The 26,860-nt window shown below is 61.9% G+C and carries 19 protein-coding genes, 2 pseudogenes and 1 riboswitch; of the genes and pseudogenes, 6 read left to right on the forward strand and 15 right to left on the reverse strand.

Going from position 1 to position 26,860, the window contains the following annotated elements:
- Positions 1-214 precede the first annotated feature (214 nt).
- Together ompR and ACQVLG_RS28650 are read left to right on the forward strand one after the other, a co-directional pair.
- Complete coding sequence (gene ompR, locus ACQVLG_RS28645; protein ID WP_223278807.1) at positions 215-916, forward strand: osmolarity response regulator transcription factor OmpR; 702 nt, start codon at positions 215-217, stop codon at positions 914-916.
- A 13-nt stretch (positions 917-929) separates the two neighbouring features.
- On the forward strand, positions 930-2,288 hold the full coding sequence (locus tag ACQVLG_RS28650) for a sensor histidine kinase (protein ID WP_230540447.1): 1,359 nt from the start codon (positions 930-932) through the stop codon (positions 2,286-2,288).
- 66 nt (positions 2,289-2,354) lie between these two features.
- On the opposite strand, the gene ACQVLG_RS28655 is transcribed toward ACQVLG_RS28650, so the two are convergent.
- Both ACQVLG_RS28655 and ACQVLG_RS28660 read right to left on the reverse strand, forming a co-directional pair.
- Positions 2,355-2,834, reverse strand: a complete 480-nt coding sequence (locus ACQVLG_RS28655) for an Imm26 family immunity protein (RefSeq protein WP_230540445.1) — start codon at positions 2,832-2,834, stop codon at positions 2,355-2,357.
- A 93-nt stretch (positions 2,835-2,927) separates the two neighbouring features.
- Positions 2,928-3,233, reverse strand: a complete 306-nt coding sequence (locus ACQVLG_RS28660) for a ferritin family protein (RefSeq protein ID WP_034750230.1) — start codon at positions 3,231-3,233, stop codon at positions 2,928-2,930.
- Between the two features lie 142 nt (positions 3,234-3,375).
- Here ACQVLG_RS28660 and ACQVLG_RS28665 point away from each other — a divergent pair.
- Both ACQVLG_RS28665 and ACQVLG_RS28670 read left to right on the forward strand, forming a co-directional pair.
- Positions 3,376-4,535 (forward strand): annotated as a pseudogene (locus tag ACQVLG_RS28665) (iron-containing alcohol dehydrogenase).
- A 66-nt stretch (positions 4,536-4,601) separates the two neighbouring features.
- Positions 4,602-4,699, forward strand: a riboswitch (TPP riboswitch).
- A gap of 85 nt (positions 4,700-4,784) precedes the next feature.
- Complete coding sequence (locus tag ACQVLG_RS28670) at positions 4,785-6,950, forward strand: TonB-dependent siderophore receptor (RefSeq protein WP_474292046.1); 2,166 nt, start codon at positions 4,785-4,787, stop codon at positions 6,948-6,950.
- Here the strand turns inward: ACQVLG_RS28670 and ACQVLG_RS28675 are convergent.
- The 3 genes from ACQVLG_RS28675 to ACQVLG_RS28685 form a co-directional block, all read right to left on the reverse strand.
- Positions 6,947-7,495 (reverse strand): AAA family ATPase, encoded by a 549-nt coding sequence (locus ACQVLG_RS28675; RefSeq protein ID WP_474295837.1) that lies wholly within the window; start codon positions 7,493-7,495, stop codon positions 6,947-6,949. The two genes, ACQVLG_RS28670 and ACQVLG_RS28675, sit on opposite strands and share 4 nt — an antisense overlap.
- Positions 7,495-8,106 carry a nicotinamide riboside transporter PnuC gene (gene pnuC / locus ACQVLG_RS28680; protein WP_474292047.1) on the reverse strand — a complete coding sequence of 204 codons (612 nt, stop codon included), beginning with the start codon at positions 8,104-8,106 and terminating at the stop codon, positions 7,495-7,497. The genes ACQVLG_RS28675 and pnuC overlap by 1 nt, the downstream gene beginning before the upstream one ends.
- A gap of 86 nt (positions 8,107-8,192) precedes the next feature.
- Positions 8,193-8,711 (reverse strand): DUF2867 domain-containing protein, encoded by a 519-nt coding sequence (locus ACQVLG_RS28685; RefSeq protein ID WP_474292048.1) that lies wholly within the window; start codon positions 8,709-8,711, stop codon positions 8,193-8,195.
- A 67-nt stretch (positions 8,712-8,778) separates the two neighbouring features.
- Between ACQVLG_RS28685 and ACQVLG_RS28690 the strand changes: the two genes are divergently transcribed.
- Positions 8,779-9,429 carry a TetR/AcrR family transcriptional regulator gene (locus tag ACQVLG_RS28690; RefSeq protein ID WP_230540436.1) on the forward strand — a complete coding sequence of 217 codons (651 nt, stop codon included), beginning with the start codon at positions 8,779-8,781 and terminating at the stop codon, positions 9,427-9,429.
- Positions 9,411-9,902, forward strand: a complete 492-nt coding sequence (locus ACQVLG_RS28695; protein ID WP_230540434.1) for a hypothetical protein — start codon at positions 9,411-9,413, stop codon at positions 9,900-9,902. The genes ACQVLG_RS28690 and ACQVLG_RS28695 overlap by 19 nt, the downstream gene beginning before the upstream one ends.
- A gap of 3 nt (positions 9,903-9,905) precedes the next feature.
- Here the strand turns inward: ACQVLG_RS28695 and ACQVLG_RS28700 are convergent, their stop codons facing one another.
- From ACQVLG_RS28700 to ACQVLG_RS28745, 10 genes and pseudogenes are all read right to left on the reverse strand, one after another.
- Positions 9,906-10,439, reverse strand: coding sequence for a hypothetical protein (locus ACQVLG_RS28700; protein WP_474292049.1), 534 nt, complete (start codon positions 10,437-10,439; stop codon positions 9,906-9,908).
- 42 nt (positions 10,440-10,481) lie between these two features.
- On the reverse strand, positions 10,482-11,579 hold the full coding sequence (locus ACQVLG_RS28705) for a tetratricopeptide repeat protein (RefSeq protein ID WP_474292050.1): 1,098 nt from the start codon (positions 11,577-11,579) through the stop codon (positions 10,482-10,484).
- 90 nt (positions 11,580-11,669) lie between these two features.
- The gene (locus tag ACQVLG_RS28710; protein WP_474292051.1) at positions 11,670-13,262 is read right to left on the reverse strand and encodes an SEL1-like repeat protein; all 1,593 of its coding nucleotides are present in this window, start codon (positions 13,260-13,262) and stop codon (positions 11,670-11,672) included.
- Between the two features lie 4 nt (positions 13,263-13,266).
- Positions 13,267-14,865, reverse strand: a complete 1,599-nt coding sequence (locus ACQVLG_RS28715) for a tetratricopeptide repeat protein (protein WP_474292052.1) — start codon at positions 14,863-14,865, stop codon at positions 13,267-13,269.
- A 2-nt stretch (positions 14,866-14,867) separates the two neighbouring features.
- Positions 14,868-16,925 carry a phospholipase D-like domain-containing protein gene (locus tag ACQVLG_RS28720; protein ID WP_474292053.1) on the reverse strand — a complete coding sequence of 686 codons (2,058 nt, stop codon included), beginning with the start codon at positions 16,923-16,925 and terminating at the stop codon, positions 14,868-14,870.
- Positions 16,926-16,950: 25 nt separating this feature from the next.
- The gene (locus ACQVLG_RS28725; protein WP_474295839.1) at positions 16,951-18,651 is read right to left on the reverse strand and encodes a type VI secretion system Vgr family protein; all 1,701 of its coding nucleotides are present in this window, start codon (positions 18,649-18,651) and stop codon (positions 16,951-16,953) included.
- 20 nt (positions 18,652-18,671) lie between these two features.
- Positions 18,672-19,724, reverse strand: a pseudogene (locus tag ACQVLG_RS28730) (type VI secretion system Vgr family protein); the annotation flags it as partial.
- Positions 19,725-19,869: 145 nt separating this feature from the next.
- Positions 19,870-22,026, reverse strand: a complete 2,157-nt coding sequence (locus ACQVLG_RS28735) for a S46 family peptidase (RefSeq protein ID WP_474292054.1) — start codon at positions 22,024-22,026, stop codon at positions 19,870-19,872.
- 87 nt (positions 22,027-22,113) lie between these two features.
- Positions 22,114-24,237, reverse strand: coding sequence for a PAS domain-containing sensor histidine kinase (locus tag ACQVLG_RS28740; RefSeq protein ID WP_474292055.1), 2,124 nt, complete (start codon positions 24,235-24,237; stop codon positions 22,114-22,116).
- Positions 24,234-26,816 (reverse strand): chemotaxis protein CheB, encoded by a 2,583-nt coding sequence (locus tag ACQVLG_RS28745; protein WP_230540421.1) that lies wholly within the window; start codon positions 26,814-26,816, stop codon positions 24,234-24,236. Before ACQVLG_RS28745 ends, ACQVLG_RS28740 begins: the two co-directional genes overlap by 4 nt.
- Positions 26,817-26,860 lie beyond the last annotated feature (44 nt).

The raw sequence follows: 26,860 nt of genomic DNA on the forward strand, positions 1-26,860 counted from the left end.
GGCCCCAGTGTATGATGCTTTACACGGTGCAGTAAGAGTAATTGGGTAAAGTTTGTAACACTTTGTAATGGGTCGCCACAGCCCCTTGCCGACGCCGCGCGAGGCGTTACTATAGCAACTAATATACGATAACACGACACCCTAAATGACCACAACCTCCACTACCGGCAGCAACACGACAACGCAATCGATCCATGGCCACCAGGCAAAAATCATGGTGGTCGATGACGATGTGCGCCTGCGCGACCTGCTGCGCCGCTACCTGACCGAACAGGGTTTCAATGTCTTCACGGCAGAGAGCGCGACGGCCATGAACAAGCTGTGGCTGCGCGAACGCTACGACCTGCTGGTGCTCGACCTGATGCTGCCCGGCGAAGACGGCCTGTCCATCTGCCGCCGCCTGCGCGGCGCGGGCGACCAGACGCCGATCATCATGCTGACGGCCAAGGGCGAGGACGTGGACCGCATCGTGGGGCTGGAAATGGGTGCCGACGATTACCTGCCGAAGCCGTTCAACCCGCGCGAACTCGTGGCCCGCATCGGCGCCGTGCTGCGCCGCAAGGGTCCCGATGAAATCCCGGGTGCGCCGTCGGAAACGCCGCAAACCTTCGAATTCGGCGACTTCGTGCTGGACCTGGGCACGCGCACCCTGAAAAAGAACGGCGAAACGGTGCCGCTGACGACCGGTGAATTTTCTGTGCTGAAAGTATTTGCCCGCCATGCGCGCCAGCCCCTGTCGCGCGAAAAACTGATGGAACTGGCGCGCGGACGCGAATACGAAGTGTTCGACCGCAGCCTGGACGTGCAGATTTCGCGCCTGCGCAAACTGATCGAACCAGATCCGTCGAGCCCGCTGTTCATCCAGACCGTGTGGGGCCTCGGCTACGTCTTCATCCCGGACGGACAGCCGCGCTGATCGCTGGCGAGGCATGATGAAGCTTGTTCCCGATATCAGCCTGGCGCGGCTGAAAAGCGGCCTGTTCTGGCGCACCTTTTTGCTGCTGGGTACTTTGACCACCGTCAGCATGATCACCTGGATCGGCATGATTTCCGTCATCCAGCGCGAGCCGCAGGCGCAGCAGATTTCCGCCCAGATCATTTCCGTCGTCACCATCACGCATGCGGCACTGACGCACTCGGCGCCCGAGCTGCGCCGAGAGCTGCTGTTCGACCTCGTCAGCAACGAAGGCATCCGCATCTTCTCGCTGGAAGAAGACGACCGCATCGAGCCGCCGCCCGACAATTACCTGATGCCCGACATCGAGGCGCTGGTGAAGGCCAAGCTGGGCAAGGACACGCGCTTTTCCGCGCGCGTCAACGGCGTGGCCGGCTTCTGGGTCAGCTTCAAGATCGACGACGACGAGTACTGGCTAATGCTGGACCGCGAGCGCCTGCGCGGCCTGACGGGCTTCCAGTGGCTGGGCTGGGCCAGCCTGGTATCGCTGCTGTCGCTGCTGGGCGCGGCCATCATATCCAGCCTGATCAATCTGCCGCTGTCGCGTCTGACGGCGGCCGCGCGCGACATCGCCAAGGGCAAGCAGCCGGCGCCGCTGCCGGAAAAGGGCCCGATCGAAATCATCGAGGCAAACCGCAGCTTCAACCAGATGGTCGATGACTTAAAGCAAGTGGAATCGGACCGCGCCGTGATTTTGGCGGGCATTTCGCACGACTTGCGCACGCCGCTGGCGCGCATGCAGCTGGAAGTGGAAATGGCGAATCTGTCGGACGAGGCGCGCGAAGGCATCCAGTCCGATATCGGGCAAATGGACGCCATCATCGGCCAGTTCCTCGACTACGCCAAGCCGACGGAAGCGTCGAGCTTCACGGACGTTGACCTGAGCGGTTTGCTCAACGACATGGCGCGCGAAGCGATGCGCCTGCCCGACGTGAAGATCAATGCCAGCATTGCGGAAGGCGCGCACGCGATGGGCAACCCCACCGACTTGCGCCGCGTGCTGAACAACCTGATCGAGAATGCGCGCCGCTATGGCAAGACACCGGGCAGCGACGTGACGGAAATCGACATCGCCTGCCAGGTGCGCACCAGCCACGGCGCGAAAAAGGTGATCATCGAGGTGCAGGACCACGGCACGGGCGTGCCGGCGGAAAAGATCGAGCAGCTGATGAAGCCGTTCACCCGCCTCGACACGGCGCGCGGGCAGGCAAACGGCGCCGGCCTGGGCCTGGCCATCGTCGACCGCGTGCTGCTGCGCCATGGCGCCGAATTGCAGGTGCGCAACCGCGAAGGCGGCGGCCTCGCGTTTCAGATCAGCTTGCCGGCGGCATAATTGATGTAGGTTGGATTAGCACGGCATCGCCGTGCGTAATCCAACGCCGATGCCGCCCGGCAGCCATCATGCCGGCGCCTGCTCCGGCGCCAGCAATTTATTCATCAGCAATTCCGTCGCCCCATAGCCGTACAGGGAATCGCTTTCCATGCCCGGCGTATCGAAGGGGATCGATTCCTCGCGGTTCAGCTTGGCAGGGTCGGCGTCCGCATAGCTGGCGCGCCAGGCGCGCTGCAGGGATTCATTGCGGCGGATAAAGGCCGGCATGGGCCAGGCGTCGCGCTCCCAGTGGCGGCTGTCGCCCAGCAGGGGCCAGCGCTCGTTGAGCAAGGCCATGTCGCCCGTGCGCAGGCGGCGCACGGCCTGTTCCGGCCGCAAGCCTTCCACCTCTTCCAGCGTGGGCAGGCTGTCGCGCTTCGGCCCGAACATATACGCCAGCATGATGCGCCCGGCAGGCGCCCTGCGCGCCACCACGCCGACGGCATAGCCGCCGCCCGGCAGGGGCACGGCAAACCAGCTGCCTTCTCGGTATGGTAATGATCTCATCGTTGCAAACTCCCCCAAAATCGTGTTCGGGGCACAGTCTACGCGAAACGATGCGAATGTGGCGCATGGTACGTTACAGCAACAAACCAATAGTTACAATATTTTCTCGTCATAGTGATACTGGGCAACAATCGGCCCCGCCTTGAACAGCGCTTCCTTCATGGCCGTGTCCAGGCGCGCGTCGCGGCGGCGCATCCATTCGAGCAGCATGGCCGCTTCCTTGCGGCTGGTGTCGCCCGCATGCGCCAGCACGCGGCGCAGTTCGGGGTCGGTGCACGCCTCGAAACGCTGGCTGTTCAAGTCCAGCGCCTGCAGCGCGGCGATGGTGGCGCCGATGGCCCGGTGCATGTCGAGCGCCGTGGCCGGCAAGCCGGATTCTTCCAGTGGGACGGTGGTCATGCGCATTCCTTTTCGCGTGGTGGTGACATCGGCTGCATTCTCCACCGCGCGGGCGAAAAGCTCAAGCGTCCACGACACGATTTCATCCGTTCGGCCATAATCATGGCTCAGCAACAGCCTACACCTCGGCAGCGGGAGCCCCATGTTCAATTTCGACTTTTACAATCCGACGCAAATCCTCTTCGGCCAGGGCCAGATCGCCGCCATCGCCGGCCTGATCCCGCCGCAGGCGCGGATCCTGATGACCTACGGCGGCGGCAGCATCCGGCAGAACGGCGTCTACGACGAAGTCAAGGCGGCGCTGGCCGGCCACACGGTGCTGGAATTTGCCGGCATCGAACCGAATCCCAGCTATGAAACCCTGATGCAGGCCGTGGCCATGGTGAAAAGCGAGCGCATCGATTTCCTGCTGGCCGTCGGCGGCGGCTCCGTGGTCGATGGCACCAAGTTCATCGCCGCCGCCGCCCTGCATGAGGGCGAGGCGTGGGACATCCTGGCCAAAGGCGGCAAGATCGTCGAAGCGGCCCTGCCCTTCGGCACCGTGTTGACCTTGCCGGCCACGGGGTCCGAAATGAATGGCTCGGCCGTGATCACGCGCAAGGCGACGCAGGAAAAGCGCTCGTTCATGAGCCGCAAGGTGTATCCTAAATTTTCCGTGCTGGATCCGTCGAAGACGTTCACCTTGCCGCTGCGCCAGGTGGGCAATGGCGTCGTCGATGCGTTCGCGCATGTGATGGAACAGTATCTGACCTACCCCGTCAATGCCTCCGTGCAGGACCGCTTCGCCGAAGGCATTTTATTGACGCTGATCGAGGAAGGCCCGAAGGCGCTGTCGCAGCCGGACGACTACGACGTGCGCGCGCCAACGTGATGTGGAGCGCCACCCTGGCCTTGAACGGCCTGATCGGCGTAGGCGTGCCGCAGGACTGGTCCACGCACGCCATCGGCCACGAATTGACGGCCCTGTATGAGCTTGACCACGCGCAAACCCTGGCCATCATCCTGCCCAGCATGTTGCGCGTGCGCAAGCAGGCCAAGCGCGCCAAGCTGCTGCAATATGCGGCCCGCGTGTGGGGCCTCGATGGCGGCGACGAGGATGGCCGCATCGAGGCAGCCATCGCGCGCACGGAATTCTTCTTCCGCCACATGGGCGTCAAGACGCGCCTGGCCGACTATGGCCTGAACCATGCCAGCGTGGACGCCGTCGTGTCCGCCCTGGAAGCGCACGGCATGACGGCGCTGGGCGAACAGCGCGAAGTGACGCCCGCCGTCAGCCGCAAGGTGCTGGAACTGAGTCTGTAGATTTTGTCGACACTGTTGTAAAACGGTCAGCCGGTGGGACAGCCGGCCGTGCTTCATGCTAAGCTGTCATTTCGCTAGGGGTCCTGGAGCAGTCATCCGGGTGAGAGATACCCTTCGTACCTGATCTGGATAATGCCAGCGAAGGAAAGCGCAAAGTACCTCCCTCCTTTGATAGCTCCTGCGTTGGCGCCAGCCGAACAAGCAGCCTGCCGTGCTCTTTCCCGAGACGGCTTGAACCACGAGCAATCTATGTCCACACCGAATTTATCCGCGCATTTTTCACGCCCCGCTTTGACCCTGGCCATCCTGCACGCGTTTGCCGCGCCTGCCTTCGCCGCAAATGACACCACCGAAGCCGCCGAGCCGCAAGCCCAAAATATGGCTGAAGTCGTCGTCACGGCCAGCAAGGCGCCGGCTGCCAAGCGCGCCTCCGTCGGCGGTTTCAGCGACGCGCCGCTGCTGCAGACGCCCGCGTCCGTCACCGTGATTTCGCAAAAAGACATGCAGGACTTGCAAATCCGCAATCTCAGCGATGCCGCCAGGCTCGACGCCAGCATCAACGACGCCTACAACGCCGTCGGCTATGCGGAACAGTTCACCATCCGCGGCTTCAAGCTCGACAACAATTCCAGCTACCGCAAGGATGGCGTGGCCATTCCTGGCGATACACAGATTCCGCTGGAAAACAAGGAACGCATCGAAGTGCTGAAGGGCCTGGCCGGCTTGCAGGCGGGCGTGGCCGCGCCGGGCGGCGTGATCGACTTCATCGTCAAGCGCCCGACCAACACGCCATTGCGCACGGTCACCGTGGAAGCGCGCGAGCGGGGCACCCTGTACGGCGCCGTCGACCTGGGCGGCCGCCTGGAAGACACGCGCTTCGGCTACCGGGTCAACGTGGCGGCCGAACGCCTGCGCTCCTACATCAAGGGCGCCGACGGCAACCGCAAGTTCATTTCAGGCGCCTTCGACTGGCAGATTTCGCCGCAAGCCCTGCTGCAACTGGACGCCGACTACCAGGACAAGGCGCAGGCGACGGCGCCCGGCTTCCAGCTGCTGAACAATAAGACCTTGCCAACCGGTATCAGTGCCGACGCCATGCTCAACTTGCAGCCGTGGACGCGCCCCGTGGAAACCGTCACCAGCAATATCGGCCTGCGCTTCCAGTACGCGTTCAATGAGGACTGGCACGCCACCCTGTCGGCCAACCAGCACTCGTTCAAGCGCGACGATTACACGGCCTTCCCGTACGGCTGCAGCGGACAGGACCTGTACCCCGGCTTCTGCGGCAATGGCGACTATGACGTGTATGACTACCGCAGCCTGGGCGAGACGAAAAAACCGCTGAGCGCGCAAGCCATGATCCAGGGCAAGTTCGCCACCGGCTCCCTGCGCCATGACTTCACGGCCGGCGTGTCGACCTTCCGCCGCAAGGACCGCGCCGGCCTGTACGTGTACGACTGGGTGGGCGTGAGCAACATCTACCAGCCGCAGATCGTCGGCACGTCGCCCGGCGTCACGGGCCCCGTGCGCCTGGTGCGCAAGGATACGGAAAATTCCGTCTCCGTGCAGGACATCGTCAGCCTGGCGCCGAACTGGAAACTGCATGGCGGCTTGCGCCATATCAATGTCGACGGCTACCAGTACGTGCTCAAGGCCGACACGGAAATCCGCGCCAGGCACGACTTCCTGCTGCCGAATGTATCGCTCGTCTACACCCCGCTCGACAATGTGTCCGTGTATGCGGCCTATTCGCAGGGCATGGAACATGGCGGCACGGCCGACCGCAAGGCGATGAATGCCAATGAAGAACTGTCACCGAGCCGCTCGAAGCAGATCGAACTGGGCGCCAAGATGGATGTGACGCCGGACTTCATGCTGGCGGCCAGCCTGTTCCAGATCCGCAAGGGCCTGGAATTCCAGAACACGGCCGGCTACTTCGTGCGCGAAGGCCAGGCCCAGCACCGTGGCCTGGAATTGTCGGCCCAGGGCAAGGCATCGTCCAGCCTGAGCCTGGGCGCTTCCGTGACGGCCCTGAACAGCCAGCAGTCGGGCACGGGCAGTGCCGACCTCGACCTCGACGGCAAGCGCGTGCCGAACGTGCCCGCCTTCAAGGCGGCCGTGCATGCGGACTACGCCGTGCAGCAAGTGGCGGGCCTGAGCGTCAATGGCAACTGGGAATATGCGGGCAAGAAAGCGTTTGAGTACAACAACACGACCTTCGTGCCGTCGTACCACGTGTTCAACCTGGGCGCCGCTTACGCCACGCGCATCGCCGGCACGCGCGCCGTGCTGCGCGCCGCCGTCAACAACGTGGCCGACAAGTTCTACTGGCGCGATGTGACGCCGGAATCGGATGGCTATCTGTATCCGGGCGCCAGCCGCACCTTCAAGGTGTCAGCGCAGTTCGATTTTTAATTGAGGGAAATGGCAGGCGCTGCAGCAAGCGCCTGTTGCAGCAAAGGCGCCGCCTGTTCCAGGCGCGCCTCCAGGCTGTCGCGCAGCACGTGGTAAGCGATGCCGCGCGCGTCCAGTTCGTCGAGCAGGTAGCGGTAGATCAGCTGGCGCACGGCTTCGGACTCGCGCTGCAAGCCGTCCGCCACCCACGGGCTGTCGGGCGCCGTCACCAGGGTCAGGTCGTACCGCGTGGCATCGGCCAGCGCCGCCAGCCGGGCATCCGCACCGGCAAAGTAATGGCGGCTGTAGACCACCGTCATCAAGGGCGTCGTGTCGCAAAACAGATAGTCGCGGGCTTGCGTGGCAGCGGCCGCTTCGCGCTCGACTTGCGTTCGCGCAATCCCAAACTGGTCGGCCGCGACGGGCACCCTGCCTTGCGTTTCCACAAACTCCCGCAAGTATTCGGGCACCCAGACGGTGCCGTGGCGCTGGGCCAGGGCGGCCGCCAGGGTCGACTTGCCCGACGATTCCGCGCCCAGGATGGCCACGCGCACGCAGTGTCCCATCACTTGAGGACCATCGCGCCGGGCGCGGCCGGGGCCGACTTCTTCCACGCCAGCAAGCCGACGACGGCCATCACGACGAAGAAGGCATACAGCACGGCCGTCAGGGTCAGCCCCTTGTGCACATACAGCCACACATACAGCACGTCGACGATGATCCAGGCGATCCAGTTTTCCAGTTTCTTGCGCGACAGCAGGAATTGCCCCACGAGGCTGCCTGCCGTGAGGAAACCGTCCGCATGGGGCACGTCCGTGTCCGTCGTCGTCAGCAGCCAGGCGATGAGCAGGAAACCGACCAGCCAGCCCGCGGTGCAGGCCAGCCAGCCGCGGCCGTCGAGGCGCGTGACGGGCAGGGTCTTGCCGCCGCTGGCCGGATGCAGCCATTGATACCAGCCCCAGAACGAGACGCTGATAAACAGCAGTTGCAAGGCCATGTCGCCATACAGGCGCGACTCGAAAAACACGAATCCGTAGGCGGCCGAGGAAATGATGGCGAACAGCCACGCCCAGTGATTCTGGCGGATGTTCAGCGCAACGGTTGTCAGTGCCAGGACAAAGGAAATCAGTTCAAGCGGCGTGGTGGCAAAACCCAGCAGGAGAAGCGTATCGTTCATGGGAATCGTGATGAGGCTGGTGGTGCAGTATGCAATACCGGCCATGAATAAGCAAGATTGCCCTTGCCATCCGCCCCCTCCCCGCCTCAGGCGAAGCCCGCCCTGGCGGCGCGCGCCAGCGAATGCCGCACGATCAGCTTGTGAAACGGGCGGATCAGCAGGATATACGCGCGCCCCACCCGGTTATGGCAATGCACGACGCTGGAGACGGTGACGCTGCCATGGCGGCCCGCGTCGCGGTTGCGCAGCACGGACAGGCGAAAGTCCAGGTGGCTGTCATCCTCGCCCAGGATGATCTCGTCGTCGCTGACGGCATAGATGCGGAAGATGCCGATGCGCTTGCCGGGCCGCGCTTCCATCTGTTTTGCCGTCCGGATGCCGAAACGCGCCACGATGGCGTCGCGCACCACCATCAGCTTGCGCGCCCAGCCCGGCTGCTTGCCCAGCAGCTGGCGCGCCATGCTCTGCATGTCCATCTGGCGCGCCTGCGCGGTGGGCAAATCGACGGCGTACGCGTCGGCCAGGTTGCTGCCCGGATACAAGGGGGCGATGCTGGCGCCTGGCGGCAAGTCCACGCTGCGGACGGCAATGTTCATCTCATGCATGTGCTCTCCATGTTTTCAGTGATAACATGCCCATCATACACGACAATGTGAACAGCGATAACATAGAATGACAACAACGAGCACCTATCATCACGGCAACTTGCGCGACACCCTGGTCGCCACCGTCATCGCGCAACTGGCGCAGCAGCACGACGCGGCCCTGTCGCTGCGCGAACTGGCGCGCACGGTGGGCGTGTCGGTCGCCGCCGTGTACCGCCACTTCCCCAGCAAGGAAGCCCTGCTGGCCGAGGTGGCGGCGGCCGGCTTCGCCAGCCTGATACAGAAATGGGAAACGCAGCTGCCGTCGCCGGGCAGCCTGCCCGCCGAACAGCGCTTTCAATTGCTGGGCCAGCAATACATCGAATTCGCCCTGGCTGCGCCCGCCCACTACCGGCTGATGTTCGAACACCAGGACGTGCGCCAGTTCCCCGCCCTGCAGGAAGCGGCGCAAGCGTGCTTTCAATATGTGCTGCAGACGGCCGGCGCGGCCGTGCGCGAAGCGGGCCTCGATGCGCGCTGGGACAAGGCCGCCGCCAGCGCCGGCTGGTCGCTGGGCCACGGCTACGTGATGCTGCTGCTGAGCGGCCGCCTGGCCATGGCGGATGGCGGCGACGCGCTGTCGCCGGCCATGGTGCCGCGCTTTTTTCAGTTACCGGTGGAGGCACTGCGGCAGGCGCCGCCTTCAGGAGCTTTGGACTCATGCACAACATCTCGATAGACACACTCTCCGTGATCGCCAGGCAATGCCTTGCCGTCACGTGCCTGCAACGCTTTTGCCGGCGCTTTGATATCGATCATCCCGCCCTGTCCGCGTTCGCCGCTCACGTGTGGAAAGTGGCGCAGCTCGCGCCTGGGGATTTTGCTGCCTGGGAACGGGGCTTTGCGTCCCTGGCTGTGACGGGCATGGGCGATCCCTGGCCGGAAGACGTGCGCGCGGCACTGCCCGGGCACCTGCTGGGCGCGCTGGAAGCACTGGTGCAGCATGTGCTGGAAACGAGCGCCTGCACCTGGCATGGCGATGACCTTCCAGCCAGCCGGCGCCAGCTGGAAGCCGTGCTGGCCATCTGCGTCCGGCATGACGTGGCCGTGCCGCAGCTTGCGTACTATGCGCAGCCGGATGCGGGGCTGCGCGGCGGCTGGGGGCCGGCGCTCACGGACGAGGAAGTGAAAGCCTGGCAAGCCCTGATATAGCGCTTACGCCAGAAGGCCTTGGCGCACCTGTTCGAGCAGGCGCTCCTCTTCATCCGTATCGGCATCGATTTGCGTGACCACGGTCCAGAACGGCGCACACGTCTTGATCTGCTCGAAAGCATGGCGCGTTTCCAGCCGCACCATGGTTTTCCTGAGGCTGTGCAGATAGCCTTCCTCGATGGCGCAGAGCAACTCGTCATCGGCAGCGTCGATCAGCTCGCTTAAAGCATCTTCGATCCTTGCGTAGCCCTCCTCCCACAATTGCCCGATTTCCGGCACATCGGCTTCCATGCACTCGTTCGACCAGTCCGGAGGATAGTAATCGCGCGCCCTGTTACCGGGATCGGTGTCAAAGCTCAGCGAAATGGACGGGAACGATACGGCATTGAAGGCAAAGGCTGAAAATGCCTGATCCTTGAAAGCGGACGCGCCCAGCAGCGCCAGCGAGGCATTGGCCAGCCTGAACCAGGTTGCTTCAACGTCGTATGCAGTTTCAAACGCGTGCCAATCCGGCGGCAAATCGGGAGTCGGGGGCATGGGAACCTGTCGAAAAAGAATAGTGGTGGATAGTGCGAGGAATTATACGTGGCACAGCCTATGCGGCAGGCCGTGGCGCGTGAACAGTGCGGGCAGTGCCGGGGCGGCAAAGCGGTGGGACGCAGCGCCTAGCCGGCGGCCAGGAAATATGGCTCTTTTGAAAGCGCCGCGGCGCCTGGCTGCGGGGTGGCTGGCGGTGGGCACGCCCATGGCGGCGTCAAGCAGGCTCTTTCGTTGACCATCCCAGGGCGGCAGATCGGCCGGTGGCAATGGCAGGATTTTATCGAGGTTGGGGAAGCGGCGATTGGGGTTGAAGCCGAGGGCATTACTAAGCATACGATATCGCTCGCCACGAGCCTTGTCCACATATGGCGCCAGCATATCGGCAAGATCAAAAGGTGAACCGAATTCAATTGCCAATGCATTTGCACAATCCTCACAACCAAACTTAACACCCTCATGCAACACCTTTAATGCACGATTTTTTGTTTCAGCGTTACGCGAGCCATTTATTTTCCCATTGGCAGCCCGTGGAGATACATACAAATAATGCAAATCAAATGCTGCGGGACCATATCCTTGCCCAAATGCACATTCCAGCATTTTTGTCGCTACCGGAATATTGGACCAATAGCCCGCCCCTTCACTGGCGGGTCCAACATTTAATTTATCCGCCAAAAATTTCATCGCCTGAGGATTTCCCATGACAGCAGCCTTTTGCCAGAAGGCATAGGCGCGAGTGATGTCACCGTTGACACCCGAGCCATTCGCGTAATACGTCCCCATCCGGTCATAGGCCGCCGGTATGCCCAGCCGCATCGCCTTTTCCACCAGTTGCACCGCTTCTTCCTCACCATATAAAGGATCGCGCTCTTCCACATACAGGCTGGCCAGATTGAGCATCGCCTTCCAGTGCAATCGCTCTGCCGCCTGACGCGTCAAATCGACGATTTTTTTGTAATCGCGGTCTTCCACGGCAATTTCGGGATCTTCCAAGGCGCGCGCTTCGAGGAACCAATCCTCGGCTTGCGCATCGATGGGCGGCACCTTGTTCGCCTCGGTTTCACAAATGAAGTCAGGAGCATGCGGATTGAAAAGCGGCAGGCTTTGGTTGCGCGGCAGGACTTTGTCGTCTGGCATTTTGCAGGCAAGCAGGCAGCACAAGAAAAAATAAGCGACGCGAAGCGTCCTCTCATGGCAGCCATGCTGGATTGATTGCTATCCATTGCCTTATCCAAGATCAGGAAGGGACGCATCCATCAAATGCCACGTCACCTCGCCATCTGGCAAGTCCAGCAGCCAGTCGCGGCGCGGTCGCGGGAACGGCGCGCCCTGGGTCAGCCAGGTCTGGCGCCAGTACTGGTTGACGATGGCCTGCAGCGGATGGTCGGCCGCCACCCACGGTTGCCAGACGCCGCTGACCGGACAGGCTTGCCCGCAAGCGCAGCTCAACAAAGGCTCGGGCCGCGCCACCTCGCGCAGCAAACCGCGCGCCGCGCGCGGTTCCACTGCCGCATGGTTGTGCCGTATCGTCAGGCACTGCTCCCATGTCACGGGGCCGTAACGGCTCTTCCCAGCGGCATCAAGCACGCTGAAATGGCGGAACTCCTCGCCTTCGCTGAACAGCCGGGCCGGCTCAGTCACTCCTTGCCCTTTGGCGGGTTGCCAGTATGCGGAAAACGGCGCAGTCGGCGCATCGCTGAGCAAGCCGGTGGGACGCAGCGCATAGTCGGCGGCCAGGAAGTACGGTTTTTGTAATAGCGCGGCGGCGCTTGGCTGCGGGGTGGCTGGCGGAGGACGGACACCCATGGCGGCATGCAGCAAGGTATCCCTGTCGCCATTCCAGGGCGGCAGATCGGCTGGAGGAAGCGGCACTACCTTGTCCAGATTAGGAAAGCGGGCATTGGGATTGAATCCAAGTTCACGGCTAAGTACACCGTAACGTTCCGCTCGCGCTTTATCAATGTACGGAACCAGCATATTTGCAAGATCAAACGGATCGCCGAATTCAATCGTGAGTTTGTTTGCGCATTTCTCGCAGCCCAGCCTTACTCCGGTATGTAATACTTGCAAGGCACGCTCTTTGGTTTCAGTTGTTCTTTCCCCATCAGACGTGCCGTCAGGCGTTCTTAATACAACATATAAATAAGATAAATCATATGCGGATGGGCCATATCCCTGCCCCAGCGCACACTCCATCATCTTGATTGCCACAGGAATATTCCCCCACATTTCAGCACCCGGATAATCCTTCCCCGCAGTGAGTTTTTCTCCTAAAAAACCCAGCGCTTGGGGGTTACCCATCTGCGCCGCCTTTTGCCAGAAAGCATAAGCACGCGTGATGTCGCCGTTGACGCCCGTGCCATTCGCGTAATACGTCCCCATCCGGTCATAGGCCGCCGGTATGCCCAGCCGCATCGCCTTTTCCACCAGTTGCACCGCTTCTTCCTCACCATGCAAAGGATCGCGCCCTTCCACATACAGGCTGGCCAGGTTAAGCATCGCCTTCCAGTGCGAACGCTGCGCCGCTTGACGCGTCAGATCGACGATTTTTTTGTAATCGCGGTCTTCCACGAAAATTTCAGGATCTTCCAAGGCGCGCGCTTCGAGGAACCAGTCCTCGGCTTGCGCATCGATGGGCGGCACCTTGCTCGCCTCGATTTCGCAAATGAAGTCAGGAGCATGCGGATTGAAGAGCGGCAGGCTTTGGTTGCGCGGCAGGACTTTGTCGTCTGGCATTTTGCAGGCAAGCAGGCAGCACAAGAAAATAAGCGACGCGAAGCGTCCTCTCATGGCAGCCATGCTGGATTGATTGCTATCCATTGCCTTATCCAAGATCAGGAAGGGACGCATCCATCAAATGCCACGTCACCTCGTCGTCAGGCAAATCGAGCAGCCAGTCGCGGCGCGGTCGCGGGAACGGCGCGCCCTGGGTCAGCCAGGTCTGGCGCCAGTACTGGTTGACGATGGCCTGCAGCGGATGGTCGGCCGCCACCCACGGTTGCCAGACGCCGCTGACCGGACAGGCTTGCCCGCAAGCGCAGCTCAACAACGGCTCGGGCCGCGCCACCTCGCGCATCAAACCCTGCACCGCGCGCGGTTCCACGGCGCCATGGTTGTGCCGTATCGTCAGGCACTGTTCCCACGTCACGGGGCCGTAACGGCTCTTGCCAGCGGCATCGAGCATGCTGAAATGGCGGAACTCTTCGCCTTCACTGAACAGCCGGGCCGGCTCAGTCACTCCTTGCCCTTTGGCGGGTTGCCAGTATGCAGAAAACGGCGCAGTCGGCGCATCGCTGAGCAAGCCAGTCGGACGCAGCGCATAGTCGGCGGCCAGGAAGTACGGTTTTTGTAATAGCGCGGCGGCGCTTGGCTGCGGAGTGGCTGGCGGCGGGCGGACACCCATTGCCGCGTCAAGCAGGCTCTTTCGTTGACCATCCCACGGCGGCAGATCGGCCGGCGGCAATGGCAGGATTTTATCGAGGTTGGGAAAGCGGCGATTGGGATTGAAGCCGAGGGCACGACTAAGTACGCCGTAACGTTCCGCTCGCGCCTTATCAATATACGGAACCAGCATATTTGCAAGATCAAACGGATCGCCGAATTCAATCGTGAGTTTGTTTGCGCACTTTTCGCAGCCGAATGCTACGCCCTCATGTAGAACTTTAAGAGCAAGTGCTTTAGTTTCTGGCGTACGCGGTCCGCTAACTCTCCCTGTGGCCATTCTCGGGGAGGCATACATGTAAGATAAATTATATGCAACTGGTCCGTACCCTTGGGAAAATGCACATTCCATCATTTTTATTGCAACAGGAATATTAGCCCAATACCCTCCGCCTTCATTTGCAGGACCTACATTTAGTTTATCTGACAAAAAATCCATCGCTTGGGGATTACCCATTTGCGCCGCCTTTTGCCAGAAAGCATAAGCACGCGTGATGTCGCCGTTGACGCCCGTGCCATTCGCGTAATACGTCCCCATCCGGTCATAGGCCGCCGGTATGCCCAGCCGCATCGCCTTTTCCACCAGTTGCACCGCTTCTTCCTCACCATGCAAAGGATCGCGCCCTTCCACATACAGACTGGCCAGATTGAGCATCGCCTTCCAGTGCGAACGCTGCGCCGCTTGACGCGTCAGATCGACGATTTTTTTGTAATCGCGGTCTTCCACGAAAATTTCAGGATCTTCCAAGGCGCGCGCTTCGAGGAACCAGTCCTCGGCTTGCGCATCGATGGGCGGCACCTTGCTCGCCTCGATTTCGCAAATGAAGTCGGGAACATGCGGATTGAAGAGCGGTAGGCTTTGGTTACGCGGCAGGACTTCTTTCGTGTCGTTTGACATTTTGCAGGCACCTAAAATGAAAATCAGGAAAACTGCCAAGATAAAAAAAGGCAGGGGAAGAGGGAAATTTTTATACTTTTTCATGCTCATCCCAAACGTATCGTGGAACTGCGTCTATCTTCCAAGGGGAGCAAGAAGCCGGTCATTTTCTTGTGGTCCGCACTTGCAGAATCAGATTTTTTCCTGCCACGGTTTTCTCCCATCAACTCCACCCACTTCCGATAAGCAGCTATAATTTCCGCCTTCGTCCCCGCCCCGCCATCAACCAATCCCCCGCTATGCATGCGCCACACCCGCTTGCGCAAATCGCGGGCCACGCGGTGATCGTCGGTGGCGATATTGATCTCGCTGTCGACGGCCATGCTGCGCTGGTTCAGGTTGGCGCTGCCCAGCGTCATGAACGCGTCGTCGACCAGCATCAATTTGGAATGGATGTAGATTTCACGGTAACGCCAGCGGTCCTTGTCAAACGCGCTGACATTGAGCATGGCCACCGATACCTTCAGCCCGAATTCGCTTTCGAGCGTCATCGCACCGGGTTTGTTGATGCCGTTGGCATGCTGTACCACGTCGGGCAACTTGACTTCCGCCTCGGTGGAAATGCCGAATCCTGCCCTGACACGCCGGGTTTTCGGTCGCTTGTTATAGTCGTCGATCATGGTGTTTTGCCCCGTCATGCCGGCATGCTGCCCCAGCGCAGCCAGCGTGTCGTGGGTGCGCGGCACCATCTGCGCGCGCTCCGGCACGGGAATGACAATGAATACGTGCATGACCGGCATATCTTCAAGACTCTTGCCCGCCTTGACACTGCCGGCCTTCCAGGCGGCGACCACCTTCTTGCGCTCGGCCAGCAAGTGCCGGGCCCATTCTTCATACTGGAAATACTGGTTTTCCACGTACAGGTAGCCGGCCGCCAGGCTGGCCTGGGTCACGGCGCGAAAATAGGTTTCCTTGATCGTCTTGTCTTGTTCCTCGGGCTGCGTCAGGACGATCTGCACGGTGGAGTCGCTTGGTCCGGCCTTGCGCAACAGCCGCGCCGGCGGGCTGCCATGTGGCAATTCGCGGCTCACGCTGGCAGTGGCGGCGCCATGCGTGCGATCACCAGACGCGCGGTCCCACGCCTTCACGAAATTATTGTAGAGCGCGATCAGCGCACGGCCGCCGTCGATGCGGCAGGCGTAATCCTGATAGGGTTTCAAGGTGGCGAAGCCGCCATCCGCGGCCATTCCCTGCACACACTCGCGCCGCTCGTTGACGCCGCCCTGTTCGCGGCGCGTATCGTCGAGCAGATGGGCCGTCGTATCCCAATAATCGGTCACCGAGTTCAGGCCCATCACGTAACCGACGGCCTTGGCGCCCTCTTCGTGATCGAAATCGATCAGGACCGGCTTCTGGTGGTGCGTGCCCAGGTATTGCATGCCGGGCTTTTCGATTTCCCCCATCGTCAGGCCGTGCGGCTGGTTTATTTCGGTCGCGATACTCTTGCTGATTGCGGCGCTGTCGCCGTGCCGCAAACGAATTTCCAGCCCCCCGAACAGGCCCTTGAAAGCGGCCGCATACCAGCTGTAACAATATTCTTGACGCGCCATTATCGGAATATCCTCAGGCCGGAGGTACTCGCCCCAATAACCGTTGCCTAAAATATGTTTCTTTTTTTGGACAGCATCGTGCAACATCGACAGGCTGGCTTTTGCGCTGATGTCATCAAAGCGTTGTCCATCGGCTTTCCATGATGAGGTACCGTGCGAATAGCCCGGCATATTGCGCACCATCGGCGAACCGATCCGGTCATACCAGACCAGCAGGCGCACCCTGACGTGACGCCGTGCGGCGGCGATCAGCAAGTCGCCAAACGTTTCGCCCCGCGGCCAGGTGGCGCCGCTGCCGCGCACCAGTTCCATGCCCGGGTCGAAACCCCAGCAGCACAGGTCGATCGAATGTTTAGCCTTGGCGATCTCGCCGGCGATGTTGGAGAACCCTTCCTGTCCGCAGATGAACAGTGTCAGCTTGTTGTTATGCGTAATCGGATGAGTGGCCTTGCCCTTCAGGTTGCGGTTTTCCAGCAGCCACTGAAGCGAACTCGTCGCAGTGCGTCCGACTTCGTCGATGTGGGTGGTTTCAATACGGCCGCTCGATTCCGGCATGGCACTCTCCAGTCAGTGTCGTGAATCATTGAACCCCGCGGCCGTCGGCCGTGTCGTCGAACGCGCGCAAGCCGCGGTTCGACAGCTTGTGTTCGCCGTCCGGCGCCGCGTCCGGGTCGAAGCGTGCGCTCGCTTGCAATGAAAACTCTTCGCCATTGCCAAGGACGACACGGTAGCGCGGCGTGCCATCCTGATGCGCGATCAGGATGCGACCGAATTCGTCGGTCAGGCCTTGCTCGACTTCGGCTTCCCCGTTGTACAGCGTGTACGGCACCTGCGCGTATTGCCCGCCATCCGCATGGGCCTGTATCGTATGCTGCAACTGCCCCGCTACCGGCGCGATGGGTGGCTCCTGCTCCGGTTGCGGCCGGTTCTTGGGGGCCAAGGTTTCCAGGTTTCCATGGAACAGCGTCGGCGACGCGGTAAAAAACTGGACCTTGTCGCTAATTTCAAGCATGCAATTGGCGCCATGCAGGCGCACGCCTTTGCGGCCGCGAATATTCACCCAGTCCGTCTGACTGATCAATTCCAGCACCTTGTTGGCGACGATATCGACCGCATCGGTTTGCGCCGCGATCTGCACCGGGCCAGCTGCAGCGATCAGTTTCATGCCAGCCTTGTGGACGAACAGGCGGAACGCTGCGCCGATGCTGGCGAACAGGCCGCCGCCGGCCGCCAGCGACAGGTCGCGCCCGGACGTCAGCGCAGTGTGCTCGGCGCTGGCGATGTGCGTCGATTGCGCGGTCGTCGTTTCGATACCGGCCGGACTGGCCAGCACCAGATGCGGTTTGGATAGTTCGGGAAATGCGCTTTCGCCACTGCCGGCACCGCCCTTGATCGCGGCATGCTGGGCATTGAGCACATCGGCGGCGGCGCCCTGCTGGGCGGCGCTTTCTTGCGCGCCGTAATGCTGCGCCAGGGCGGCCAGTGCCTTGTGCCGTTCAGCAGCCTCGGCCAACCGGCGCAAGGTTTCATCCATGCTCTTGATATGCGAGGCGGCGCCAGGGCGCGCTTCGGTGGTCAGCAACATGCCGCGGCCGGCGCGCGCCACGCCCCAGGCGTCTGACGCCAGTTCCCAGCCCTCGCCACGCGCATCCTTGCGCCCGCTGGCGTCTTCGATGCGGCTGATGCAGCCGAGCGACAATTGGCTGTGCTGATGATCGCTTTTCAGTTGCGCCTGGATGCGCTGGTGCGTGTCGTCGAGCACCAGCTGGTTGCCGCGCACGCCGTAGCCGCCGCCAGGCATCAGCTCGGCGCTGCGCCAGCCGCCCAGCATGCGTTGCCCCGGCAAATTCCACGGCGGCGCATGGTTGCCGTTGTACACCGCGCCGACGATGACGGGACGGTCGATATTGCCGTCGAGAAATTGGATCAGCACTTCCTGACCGATGCGCGGCAGCGCGATCTGGCCAAACGCCTGGCCCGCCCATGGCGTCATGACCCGGATCCAAGGCGAACTGCCCGCGTCGAACTTGCCCAGCCGGTCCCAGTGGAATTGCACCTTCACCCGGCCCAGACCGTCGGTATGGATGGTTTCGCCTGCCGGCCCGGTGACGATCGCCGTCTGCACGCCGGGCAAGGCGCAAGGCGTGCTGTTGAAGTGCCGCCCCGGATACCAGCGGATGCTCTTGCGGATGCAGCGAAAACGGTTTTCATACTGCGACTTCGCACCCGTGCCTGCTGGTAATTGTTGCTGGCGATATGATCGACCGACACGATCAGGTATTCGCGCGCGCCGATGTCCGGGCGCGCCGCCTCACCTCTGGCCGGCATGGCTTGCTGGGCGCTGAAGTGTCCGCCCAGCGTGAAACTGCGCCCGGCCTGGGCGCAGCGGTGATTGCCGCCAGCTTCGAAGTATTGCGCCTGGCAGTTCTGCTCCTCCAGGCGGCGTTGCGCCAGCGCTTCGCCGTCACCCATGCCGGCATAGCCATAGCCGGTGTTTTGATACAGTTCATGGGCAAACACGTCGCCCTGCTGGTGCAGCGCGTAGCCGCTGGCGCGGCTGGCATACGGATGCTTGTAGTTGAAACTGGCCAGCGTGAGCGAGCCTGAGGCGATCTTCCGTATTGCCTGCCAATCGCGTATGCCGTCGCGCTCCAGCGAGCCGGCGCCGCTGCGAAACGCCATCTCGTCGGCTTCGCCGGCATGGCCGTCGCCTGGATCGATGCTGTCGTTCAGCCAGGTATTGTCGCCCAGACACAGCGTATGGCCGTCGGCGCGATGTTCATACCAGTAATGGATACCCTGGTCTTCCCAGCGCCGGTGCAGATGGTTGTAATCGGTTTCATTATGCTGGTTGGCGCAGCTTAATATCGCTTTTTCCTCCTGCAGCCGGTTTTGCCAGTCGCGCTGCAAATAATGATTGAAGGTCGTTTCGCTGATGTCGATGACCGTGCGTTCGTGGAACGAAACGTTGTCCATGCGCAGCCTGGAAAACGCCAGCCAGGGTTGCAGCACCATCTGGTAGAACGCGAAACCGCCATCGCTGCGCAACAAGCGAAATTCGCCGACGTAGCCATTAAAATAGCGCAAGCTGCCGTCATCGCGCACCAGCGAAATCGTGACCATGCGTCCCATCATCGCCGTCAGGGGGACGTGGAGATTGTCCGACAGCACTTCGGCGTCGAAGCGGAAGTCGCGTGACATTTCCTCGTGTGCCCGCAAGCTGTTGACCAGCAGCGCGGTATCGGGCGGACCGTCCTCGCGCGGAAAATCCATGCGCAGCAAGCGGCTGTCCTGAACTTGTCTACCTGCTCCGAAAAGGCGCGCAAGATCGGCTGCCAGCTCGCCATCATCCATATTGCCTCCATCGCATAGTCTCCCTGGTTCATGCTAACCATGGCGGACGCTGGCATATTGATGGAACTCAAAATAGTTGGCCATACGCAAAAAAGCCGCATCGGCCCTGGGGCGGATGCGGCTTTGCGCTGGCGCAAGCTGAAGCTTACTTGTTGGCAGTTTTCACAGACTTCGGATACTTGATCGTCATTTCCTGCAGCAAGTTATCCGCGTGGTCCACTTCCTTCATTACCCACAGCATGTAGCGGATGTCGAGGTGGATGGCGCGCGTGATGGCCGTGTCGAAGTACCAGTCCTTGGTGATCGATTCATACGTGGAATCGAAGTTCAGGCCGATCAGCTCGCCACGCTTGTTCATCACGGCCGAGCCCGAATTGCCGCCCGTGGTGTCCGCGCTGGTCAGGAAGTTGACGGGAACCGTGCCCAGGGCCGGGTCGCGGAACTGGCCGTAGCGTTTTTGCTTGACGGCGTCGATCAAGCCTTGCGGCGCTTCGAACGGGGCCTTGCCCGTGACTTTCTCGACGATGCCTTCCACGGTCGTGAACGGTCCCTTGGTGATGCCATCGCGCGGCGAGTACGGCGAGACGGTGCCGTAGGTCACGCGCAGGGTCGAATTGGCGTCAGGATACACCGGCTTGCCTTGTGTTTTCTTCCAGGCAATCACAGCTTGCATGTATTGCGGAATCACGCGTTCCAGGTTGCCGTCGATTTCCTTGCGGCGCTCTTCCAGCGCCGCTTCCACGGGCTGCAGCTTGATGGCCAGCTGCATGAAGGCGTCGTCGGACCGGGCCACGGCAGCCTGGTCCTTTTCCAGCCAGGCCAGGCGCTTGGCCGTGTCAGCCAGTTGCGTCTGCTGGTACAGGGCCGCCACGGCAGCTGGCGCCGGCAGCAGCGCGTCCAGGCCTTGCGGATGGCTCTTCGCCGCCAGCTGGGCATAACGCTTCAGGCCGGCTTCAAAACGCGCCTGGTCCACCTTGTTGACGTACGACTGTTCCAGGCGCGCCAGGCGGGCCTTGATGAAAGCCAGGTCGCGCTGCTGGAAGCCCGATTCGCGCTCGGCGTCCGCTTTCTGGCGCTCCAGCGACAGGCGGTAGACGGTGCGCGCGCTTTTCAGCAGATCGCTGTTGGTGGCCACGGACCAGGCGAATTCTTCTTCGCTCAGGGCCATGTCGCTGGCGATCGCCGCGTCCAGTTCCGCCAGCAGGGTAGGCGACACGTTCGGCTGCTTGGCGTACCAGGCGCGGAATTCGGCATCCTGCACATCCTTGATGGCGGCGATGTCCTTGCGCGCGAAACCGTCGAGCAAGCCCTGGGTTTTCTTCAGCACGTTGTTGATGCTTTTCACCACGCTGGCGTAACGCACGGCGGCGGCGGCATCGCCCTGCGTCGCGTCGGCCATCACGGCCAGGTCGGCTTGCAGTTCCGATACTTTCAGGGGGAAGGCCGTATCGCGCGCAAAGCGGATTTCCGCCGGCAGCTTGTAGCGGCTGGTGCGGCCGGGGTAGCCCGCCAGCAAGATGCCGTCGCCGGCTTTCAAGCCTTCGGCCGAGACCACCAGGAAATCCTTCGATTTATACGGCACGTTGTCGGGCGACGGGTCGGCCGGACGGCCATCCTTGCCCACGTAGGCGCGCAGGAACGAGTAATCGCCCGTGTGGCGCGGCCATTCGTAGTTGTCGGTGTCGCCGCCGAAATTGCCGATCTTGTCCGATGGCGCGTACACGAGGCGCACGTCGCGTATCATCATCTGGCGGATGCGGTAGTACTCGAGGCCGCGGTGGAAGGCGGGCACGGAACAGCGGTACATCTTGTCCGTTTCGCATTCGGCGATCAGGTCCTTGATGCGCTTTTCCACGGCTTCGTGGCGCGCGCGGCCGCTCATGTCGGCCGTCAAGCCTTTCAGGACGCGGTCGCTGACGTTCTCCACCTTGTCCGTCACATACACGAGACTGTTCGGACCGCCAGGAAGCTCTGCGGCGCGCGTCTTGGCCAGAAAGCCGTTGGTGATGTAATTGTGTTCCGGCGTGGAATTGCGCTGCACGGCGCCATACGCGCAATGGTGGTTCGTCACCACCAGGCCCGCGTCGGAGACGAAAGCGGCCGAGCAGCCGCCCAGCGACACGATGGCGCTCATCGGGTGCTTGCTCAGGTCGGCGAGTTTTTCTGCAGGAATGTCGATGCCGACCCGTTTGAGCTCGGCTTTCAGCTGTGGCAGCTGGTGTGGTTGCCACTGCCCTTCGTCGGCGTGTGCGCCGGCGAACGCGCCCAACAAGGCGACTGGTAAAACGATTGTTTTGAACAAGATATGCCCCTCCATGAATAGCAGGCGAAAGTATAGCCTGTCCAGGAGAGCCGAGTCGGCAAAAATTAACCCATTGCAATTTCCGTATCAGGTGGCCGGCCGTCCCGTCCCCTGCAGGGGAATCTGCAGGGCCAGCCGGCAACCGGCGCCCGAGACCGGCAAGCCCACCTCGAAGTGGCCGCCCAGCGCCGTCACCCGCTCGGCGATGCCGATCAGGCCAAAACACTGTTTCTTGCGCTGCTGCTGCGGCGTGATGCCGACGCCGTTGTCGCTGATGGCCAGGTACACGGCGCAGGCATCCGAACTGAGTTCGATCTCGACCTGGCTGGCCTGGGCGTGGCGCATGACGTTGCTGAGCGCTTCCTGCACGATGCGGAACAGCACGATCTCGACCTGGCTGCCGATGGCGGCGAACAGCGCCTCGTCGCGTATCAGCAGGCGGCAGGCGACGCCGCTGCGCTTGCGGAAGTCGCCTACCTGCCACTCGATGGCGGCTTGCAGGCCCAGGTCCAGCGCCATCGGGCGCAATTCGTTCATGATGCCGCGCACGCTCTTGATGGTAGTGTCGACATTGCTGAGCACGGCGCCGACCCGGCGATGCAGGCGCGGATGGGAACCCTCGGTGCGCGCGCTGAGCATGGAAATATCGATGCGCAGCGCCAGCAGGTTTTGTCCCAGTTCGTCGTGGATATCGCGCGAGATGCGCTTGCGTTCATCTTCCTTGGCCGTTTCCAGGTGCAGCGCCAGCTGGCGCAGCTGGGCATGCGACTGGCGCAGCGCGCCATCCATCAGCTTGCGTTCGGTGATGTCCGTGTGCGCCACCACCACGCGCAGCGGCCCTTCGCCGAGGAAACGGCTGGTCCGGGCCTGCGACCAGCGGGGGCCCGAGCGCGTGGCAAATTCGTATTCGAGCGCAAACGTGTCGGCAGTGCCGGCAATGACGGCGCGGATGCCGGCAGCCAGCTCGCGTCCGGCGCTGCGCTGCCAGCGCGGGTCCGCCTCGCAAAATTCCAGGTAATTCAGCGGCCGCGGGATTTGCCCGACGAAGGCCAGGCAAGCCTGGTTGGCATGCACGATACTGCCGGCCTGATCCAGCACCAGCACCCGGTCCGTCAGCGAATCGATAGTGGCGTGAAAGAAACGCTCGGCGTCGCGCAAGGCTTCCTGTGCCCGCTCGCGCTGGTGCACTTCCAGCTGCAGGTGCTGGTTGGCCCGCAGCAATTCGGCCGTGCGGTCGACGACCCGCTGATCCAGCTCGCGGTGCAGTTCGCGCAAATCGGCCTCGGCCAGCTTGCGCTCGGTAATGTCGGAAAACACGCCGACAAAATGGCTGATGCCGCCATCCTGGCTGCGCATGGGCGTAATCGACAGCGATTCGACGAAGCGTTCGCCATTCTTGCGCCGGTTCACCAGTTCGCCATACCAGTTGCCATCCTGGTGCAGGCTGCGCCACATGGCTTCATAGAACTGCGGCAAATGCGTGCCGCCGCCGAGGAAGGACGGGTCGCGCCCGATGGCTTCCTCCGCCTGATAGCCGGTGATGGTGGTGAAAGCGGGGTTGACGGAAATGATGCGGTTGTCGCTGTCCGTCACCAGCACGCCTTCGCGTATGCTGTCGAGAATGACAAAGGCGCGCCGCAAGGCCGATTCGCGCGCATGCTCGTCGCCCAGGTCCGTCACCAGCATGCGCGCCGTGGCGCTGGCCGCGTCGAGATTGGCCTCGATGCGCACCATGCCGCCCGTGCCGCCCGCCTCGCCTTCGAACAGCTGCGCTTCGAGCACCTGGCGCGCGCCGCTGTTGAAGACGGCGTCGAGGAAACGCCGGAAGCCGCCCTGTGCATGGGGCGCGACGAATTGCTCGAAGCGCCGCCCCAGCAGCTGGTTCTTGTCGCGCTGCAACAAGCCGCACGCCGCCACGTTGACACGCGTGACGAGCCCATCGCGCGCCAGCGAAAAATAGCTGACGGGCGCCTGCTCATACAGCTCCGCATAACGGTCGCGGCTGCTTTCAAATTCATTCTTCAGCTGCTCCAGCTCGGCCAGGGCCGCGTTCTGCATTTCCAGCTCGATCTGGCTGACCTGCAGCTCATGCAGCTGACGCATCACGTCTTCATTCGACTGCGGCGGCACGGTCTGGCGCTGCTCCGCTGCCAGTTGTTCGGCCTGCTCCCTCAGCCTGCCCGGCACGCCGCCGTCGAATGGTTCGCTCATGGCGCGCTTTCTCCGGCCGCCCCGTCGGACTGCATCTGCCGCAACTGGGCTTCCAGCAGCTTCGATTCCGTGATGTTGATGAAGGTCACCACCACGCCATCGATCACGTTTTCGATCGTGCGGTACGGCATGATGCGCACGTTGTACCAGCGCCCCGTCTTGGTCGGCACCTGCCGCTCGCAAAACACGAGGCTGCGGATGACTTCCAGCGCATCGTCTTCCAGGCCCGGATAATCGAGGTCGTTGACGATGTCGCTGAGCGGACGGCGCAAGTCCGTCTGGATCAGCTTATAGATTTGCGTGGCCGGCGCCGTAAAGCGGCGGATGCGCAAATCGCTGTCGAGGAAGATGGTGGCGATATCCGTACTATTGAGCAGATTCTTCATGTCGCTATTGACCAGCGACAAATCATCGACCTTCGATTGCAGCTCGGCATTGACCGTGTACAACTCTTCATTGAGCGACTGCATCTCTTCCTTCGAGGTGGTCAGCTCCTCGTTCGTCGATTGCAGCTCTTCATTGGTCGACTGCAGCTCCTCGTTGGCCGATTTCAGTTCCTCGCGCGAGGTCTGCATCTCGTCGCGCACGGCCTGGATCTCATTGCGCGCCTGCGCCAGCTGCTGTTCCAGCTCCAGCACCTTGGGGTTCGGCGAACGGCCGCGGCGCGCTTCGGCCACCAGGGGCACGCTGGAAAACGTCACGAAGACCATGCCGCGCAGGGATTCCGGCTGGCTCAGGGCTTCGGCGCTCAAGTCCACGCCCAGCGATTGTCCCAGGTGGTCCTTGACTACCAGGCCCTTCAGGCGCACCACGCTTTCGCTTTGCAGCGCCTGCTTGATCAGGCCGGCCAGCTCGTAGCGCAAGCCTTCGCGCGCCATGGCGTGGATATTCCAGTTGGCCTTGCCGGCCGCCGGTTCCAGGAAGGCGCCCGTGCGGCCATTGATGTACAGGATGTCCCCATCCTGGTTCAGCAGCGCGGCGGCCGGTGAATATTTCTGGAGCAATAATTGCTCGACATGGGATTGAATCTTTCCGGTCATGCTGACTTCTCTCGTGTCGCTAGGTGTGGGGGGGGATGCCAACGAAACCTTGGTGGGAAAATACGTGGGCAGGCGCTGGCGCGCCAGGTTGTCGAGGCGGCGGTACAGCCGGGTCGACGTGGTCAGCGGCGAAAACAGCTCGGAAAAGTGGCCGGGCGTATCGGCGCTGCCCAGCAGTAAGATCCCATCGCGGTTCAAGGCGTAATGAAACAGGGGAATCAGGCGCTGCTGCAGCTTGGCATTGAGATAGATCAACAGGTTGCGGCAGCACAAGATGTCGAGCTTGGTAAACGGCGGGTCCGAAATGATGTTTTGCTGGGCGAAGATGATCGTGTTGCGGATCTCTTTCTTCACATGGTAGCCGTTCTTGTCATTGACAAAAAAGCGCTCCAGCCGTTCGGCGGACACGTCGCTGATGATGCTGTGCGGAAAGCGCCCCTGGCGCGCGCGGTCGATGGCGTCGGCCGACAGGTCGGTGGCGAAGATCTGCAGGCTGTATTTCGACGGCGGGTTGATGCCGGCCACCACTTCATGGAACACCATGGCCAGCGAATACGCCTCCTCTCCCGTGGAACAGGCGGGCACCCAGGCCTTGAAGGCGCGTCCGTCCGGGTGGGCCGCCAGCATTTGCGGCACGACCACCATCTTCAGGTATTCCCACACTTTCGGATCGCGGAAAAAGCTCGTCACGCCGATCAGCAATTCCTTGAACAGCAAGTCGATTTCCGCGGGATTGGCGCGCAGATACGGCACATAGTCTTCCATCGACGTCATCTGGTACAAGCTCATGCGCCGCTCGATGCGGCGCAGCACCGTGTTGATCTTGTAATCGGTAAAACTGTTGCCCGTGTGCTCGGACAGCAAGGCGACGATTTCTTGCAGGGAATTGCGGCCGTTCGGTTCATGCCCCGGCAAGCTGAGGAAACTGCTGCGGAACAGATAGGTGATGATCTTGTCCGGCATCTTGTCGGGAAAATCGACGAGGTCCACCACTTCGGCGGAAATCGCGCTTTGCGGCATCATGTCGAACTTGGCCGTATCGGGATGCTGGGCCAGGGTCAGGCCGCCCGCCTGCTTGATGGCCTGCAAGCCGCGCGTGCCGTCGCTGCCCATGCCGGAAAAGATCACGCCGACGGCCAGCTCGCCCAGTTCGGCCGCCAGGCTTTCGAAAAAGGCATTGATGGGCAGGCGGTGCCCGCGCAGCTGCAGCGGCTCGCTGAGCACGAATCGGCCCTTGGACAGGCCCAGATCCGCATTCGACGGAATCACATAGATATGGTTCGGGCGCAATTCCGACTGATGCGTGATTTCCGCGACGGGAATGCTGGTGGCGCGCTGCAGCAATTCCGGCAGCATGGCTTTTTGCGTGGGATCAAGATGCTGGATCACCACAAAGGCGATGCCGCTTTCCTGCGGTACGTTGGCCAGGAAAGCGACGATGGGATCGAGTCCGCCGGCGGAAGCGCCGATGGCCACCACGGGAAAGACGATGGTGGCCACGTCGGGAACGGACAAATTGCTGTGTTTGCTGCGTGTCATCGTCGGCAAGATAGCAGCCACGGCCAAACCGTCAGGCTGGGAAT

Source organism: Janthinobacterium sp. TPC_1 (genome assembly GCF_056037845.1).

Coding starts and splice junctions, on each gene's coding strand:
- ompR (WP_223278807.1), top strand. CDS start 215: ATGGTGGTCGATGACGATGTGCGCCTGCGCGACCTGCTGCGCCGCTAC.
- ACQVLG_RS28650 (WP_230540447.1), top strand. CDS start 930: ATGATGAAGCTTGTTCCCGATATCAGCCTGGCGCGGCTGAAAAGCGGC.
- ACQVLG_RS28655 (WP_230540445.1), bottom strand. CDS start 2,834: ATGAGATCATTACCATACCGAGAAGGCAGCTGGTTTGCCGTGCCCCTG.
- ACQVLG_RS28660 (WP_034750230.1), bottom strand. CDS start 3,233: ATGACCACCGTCCCACTGGAAGAATCCGGCTTGCCGGCCACGGCGCTC.
- ACQVLG_RS28670 (WP_474292046.1), top strand. CDS start 4,785: ATGTCCACACCGAATTTATCCGCGCATTTTTCACGCCCCGCTTTGACC.
- ACQVLG_RS28675 (WP_474295837.1), bottom strand. CDS start 7,495: ATGGGACACTGCGTGCGCGTGGCCATCCTGGGCGCGGAATCGTCGGGC.
- pnuC (WP_474292047.1), bottom strand. CDS start 8,106: ATGAACGATACGCTTCTCCTGCTGGGTTTTGCCACCACGCCGCTTGAA.
- ACQVLG_RS28685 (WP_474292048.1), bottom strand. CDS start 8,711: ATGCATGAGATGAACATTGCCGTCCGCAGCGTGGACTTGCCGCCAGGC.
- ACQVLG_RS28690 (WP_230540436.1), top strand. CDS start 8,779: ATGACAACAACGAGCACCTATCATCACGGCAACTTGCGCGACACCCTG.
- ACQVLG_RS28695 (WP_230540434.1), top strand. CDS start 9,411: ATGCACAACATCTCGATAGACACACTCTCCGTGATCGCCAGGCAATGC.
- ACQVLG_RS28700 (WP_474292049.1), bottom strand. CDS start 10,439: ATGCCCCCGACTCCCGATTTGCCGCCGGATTGGCACGCGTTTGAAACT.
- ACQVLG_RS28705 (WP_474292050.1), bottom strand. CDS start 11,579: ATGCCAGACGACAAAGTCCTGCCGCGCAACCAAAGCCTGCCGCTTTTC.
- ACQVLG_RS28710 (WP_474292051.1), bottom strand. CDS start 13,262: ATGGATAGCAATCAATCCAGCATGGCTGCCATGAGAGGACGCTTCGCG.
- ACQVLG_RS28715 (WP_474292052.1), bottom strand. CDS start 14,865: ATGAAAAAGTATAAAAATTTCCCTCTTCCCCTGCCTTTTTTTATCTTG.
- ACQVLG_RS28720 (WP_474292053.1), bottom strand. CDS start 16,925: ATGCCGGAATCGAGCGGCCGTATTGAAACCACCCACATCGACGAAGTC.
- ACQVLG_RS28740 (WP_474292055.1), bottom strand. CDS start 24,237: ATGAGCGAACCATTCGACGGCGGCGTGCCGGGCAGGCTGAGGGAGCAG.
- ACQVLG_RS28745 (WP_230540421.1), bottom strand. CDS start 26,816: ATGACACGCAGCAAACACAGCAATTTGTCCGTTCCCGACGTGGCCACC.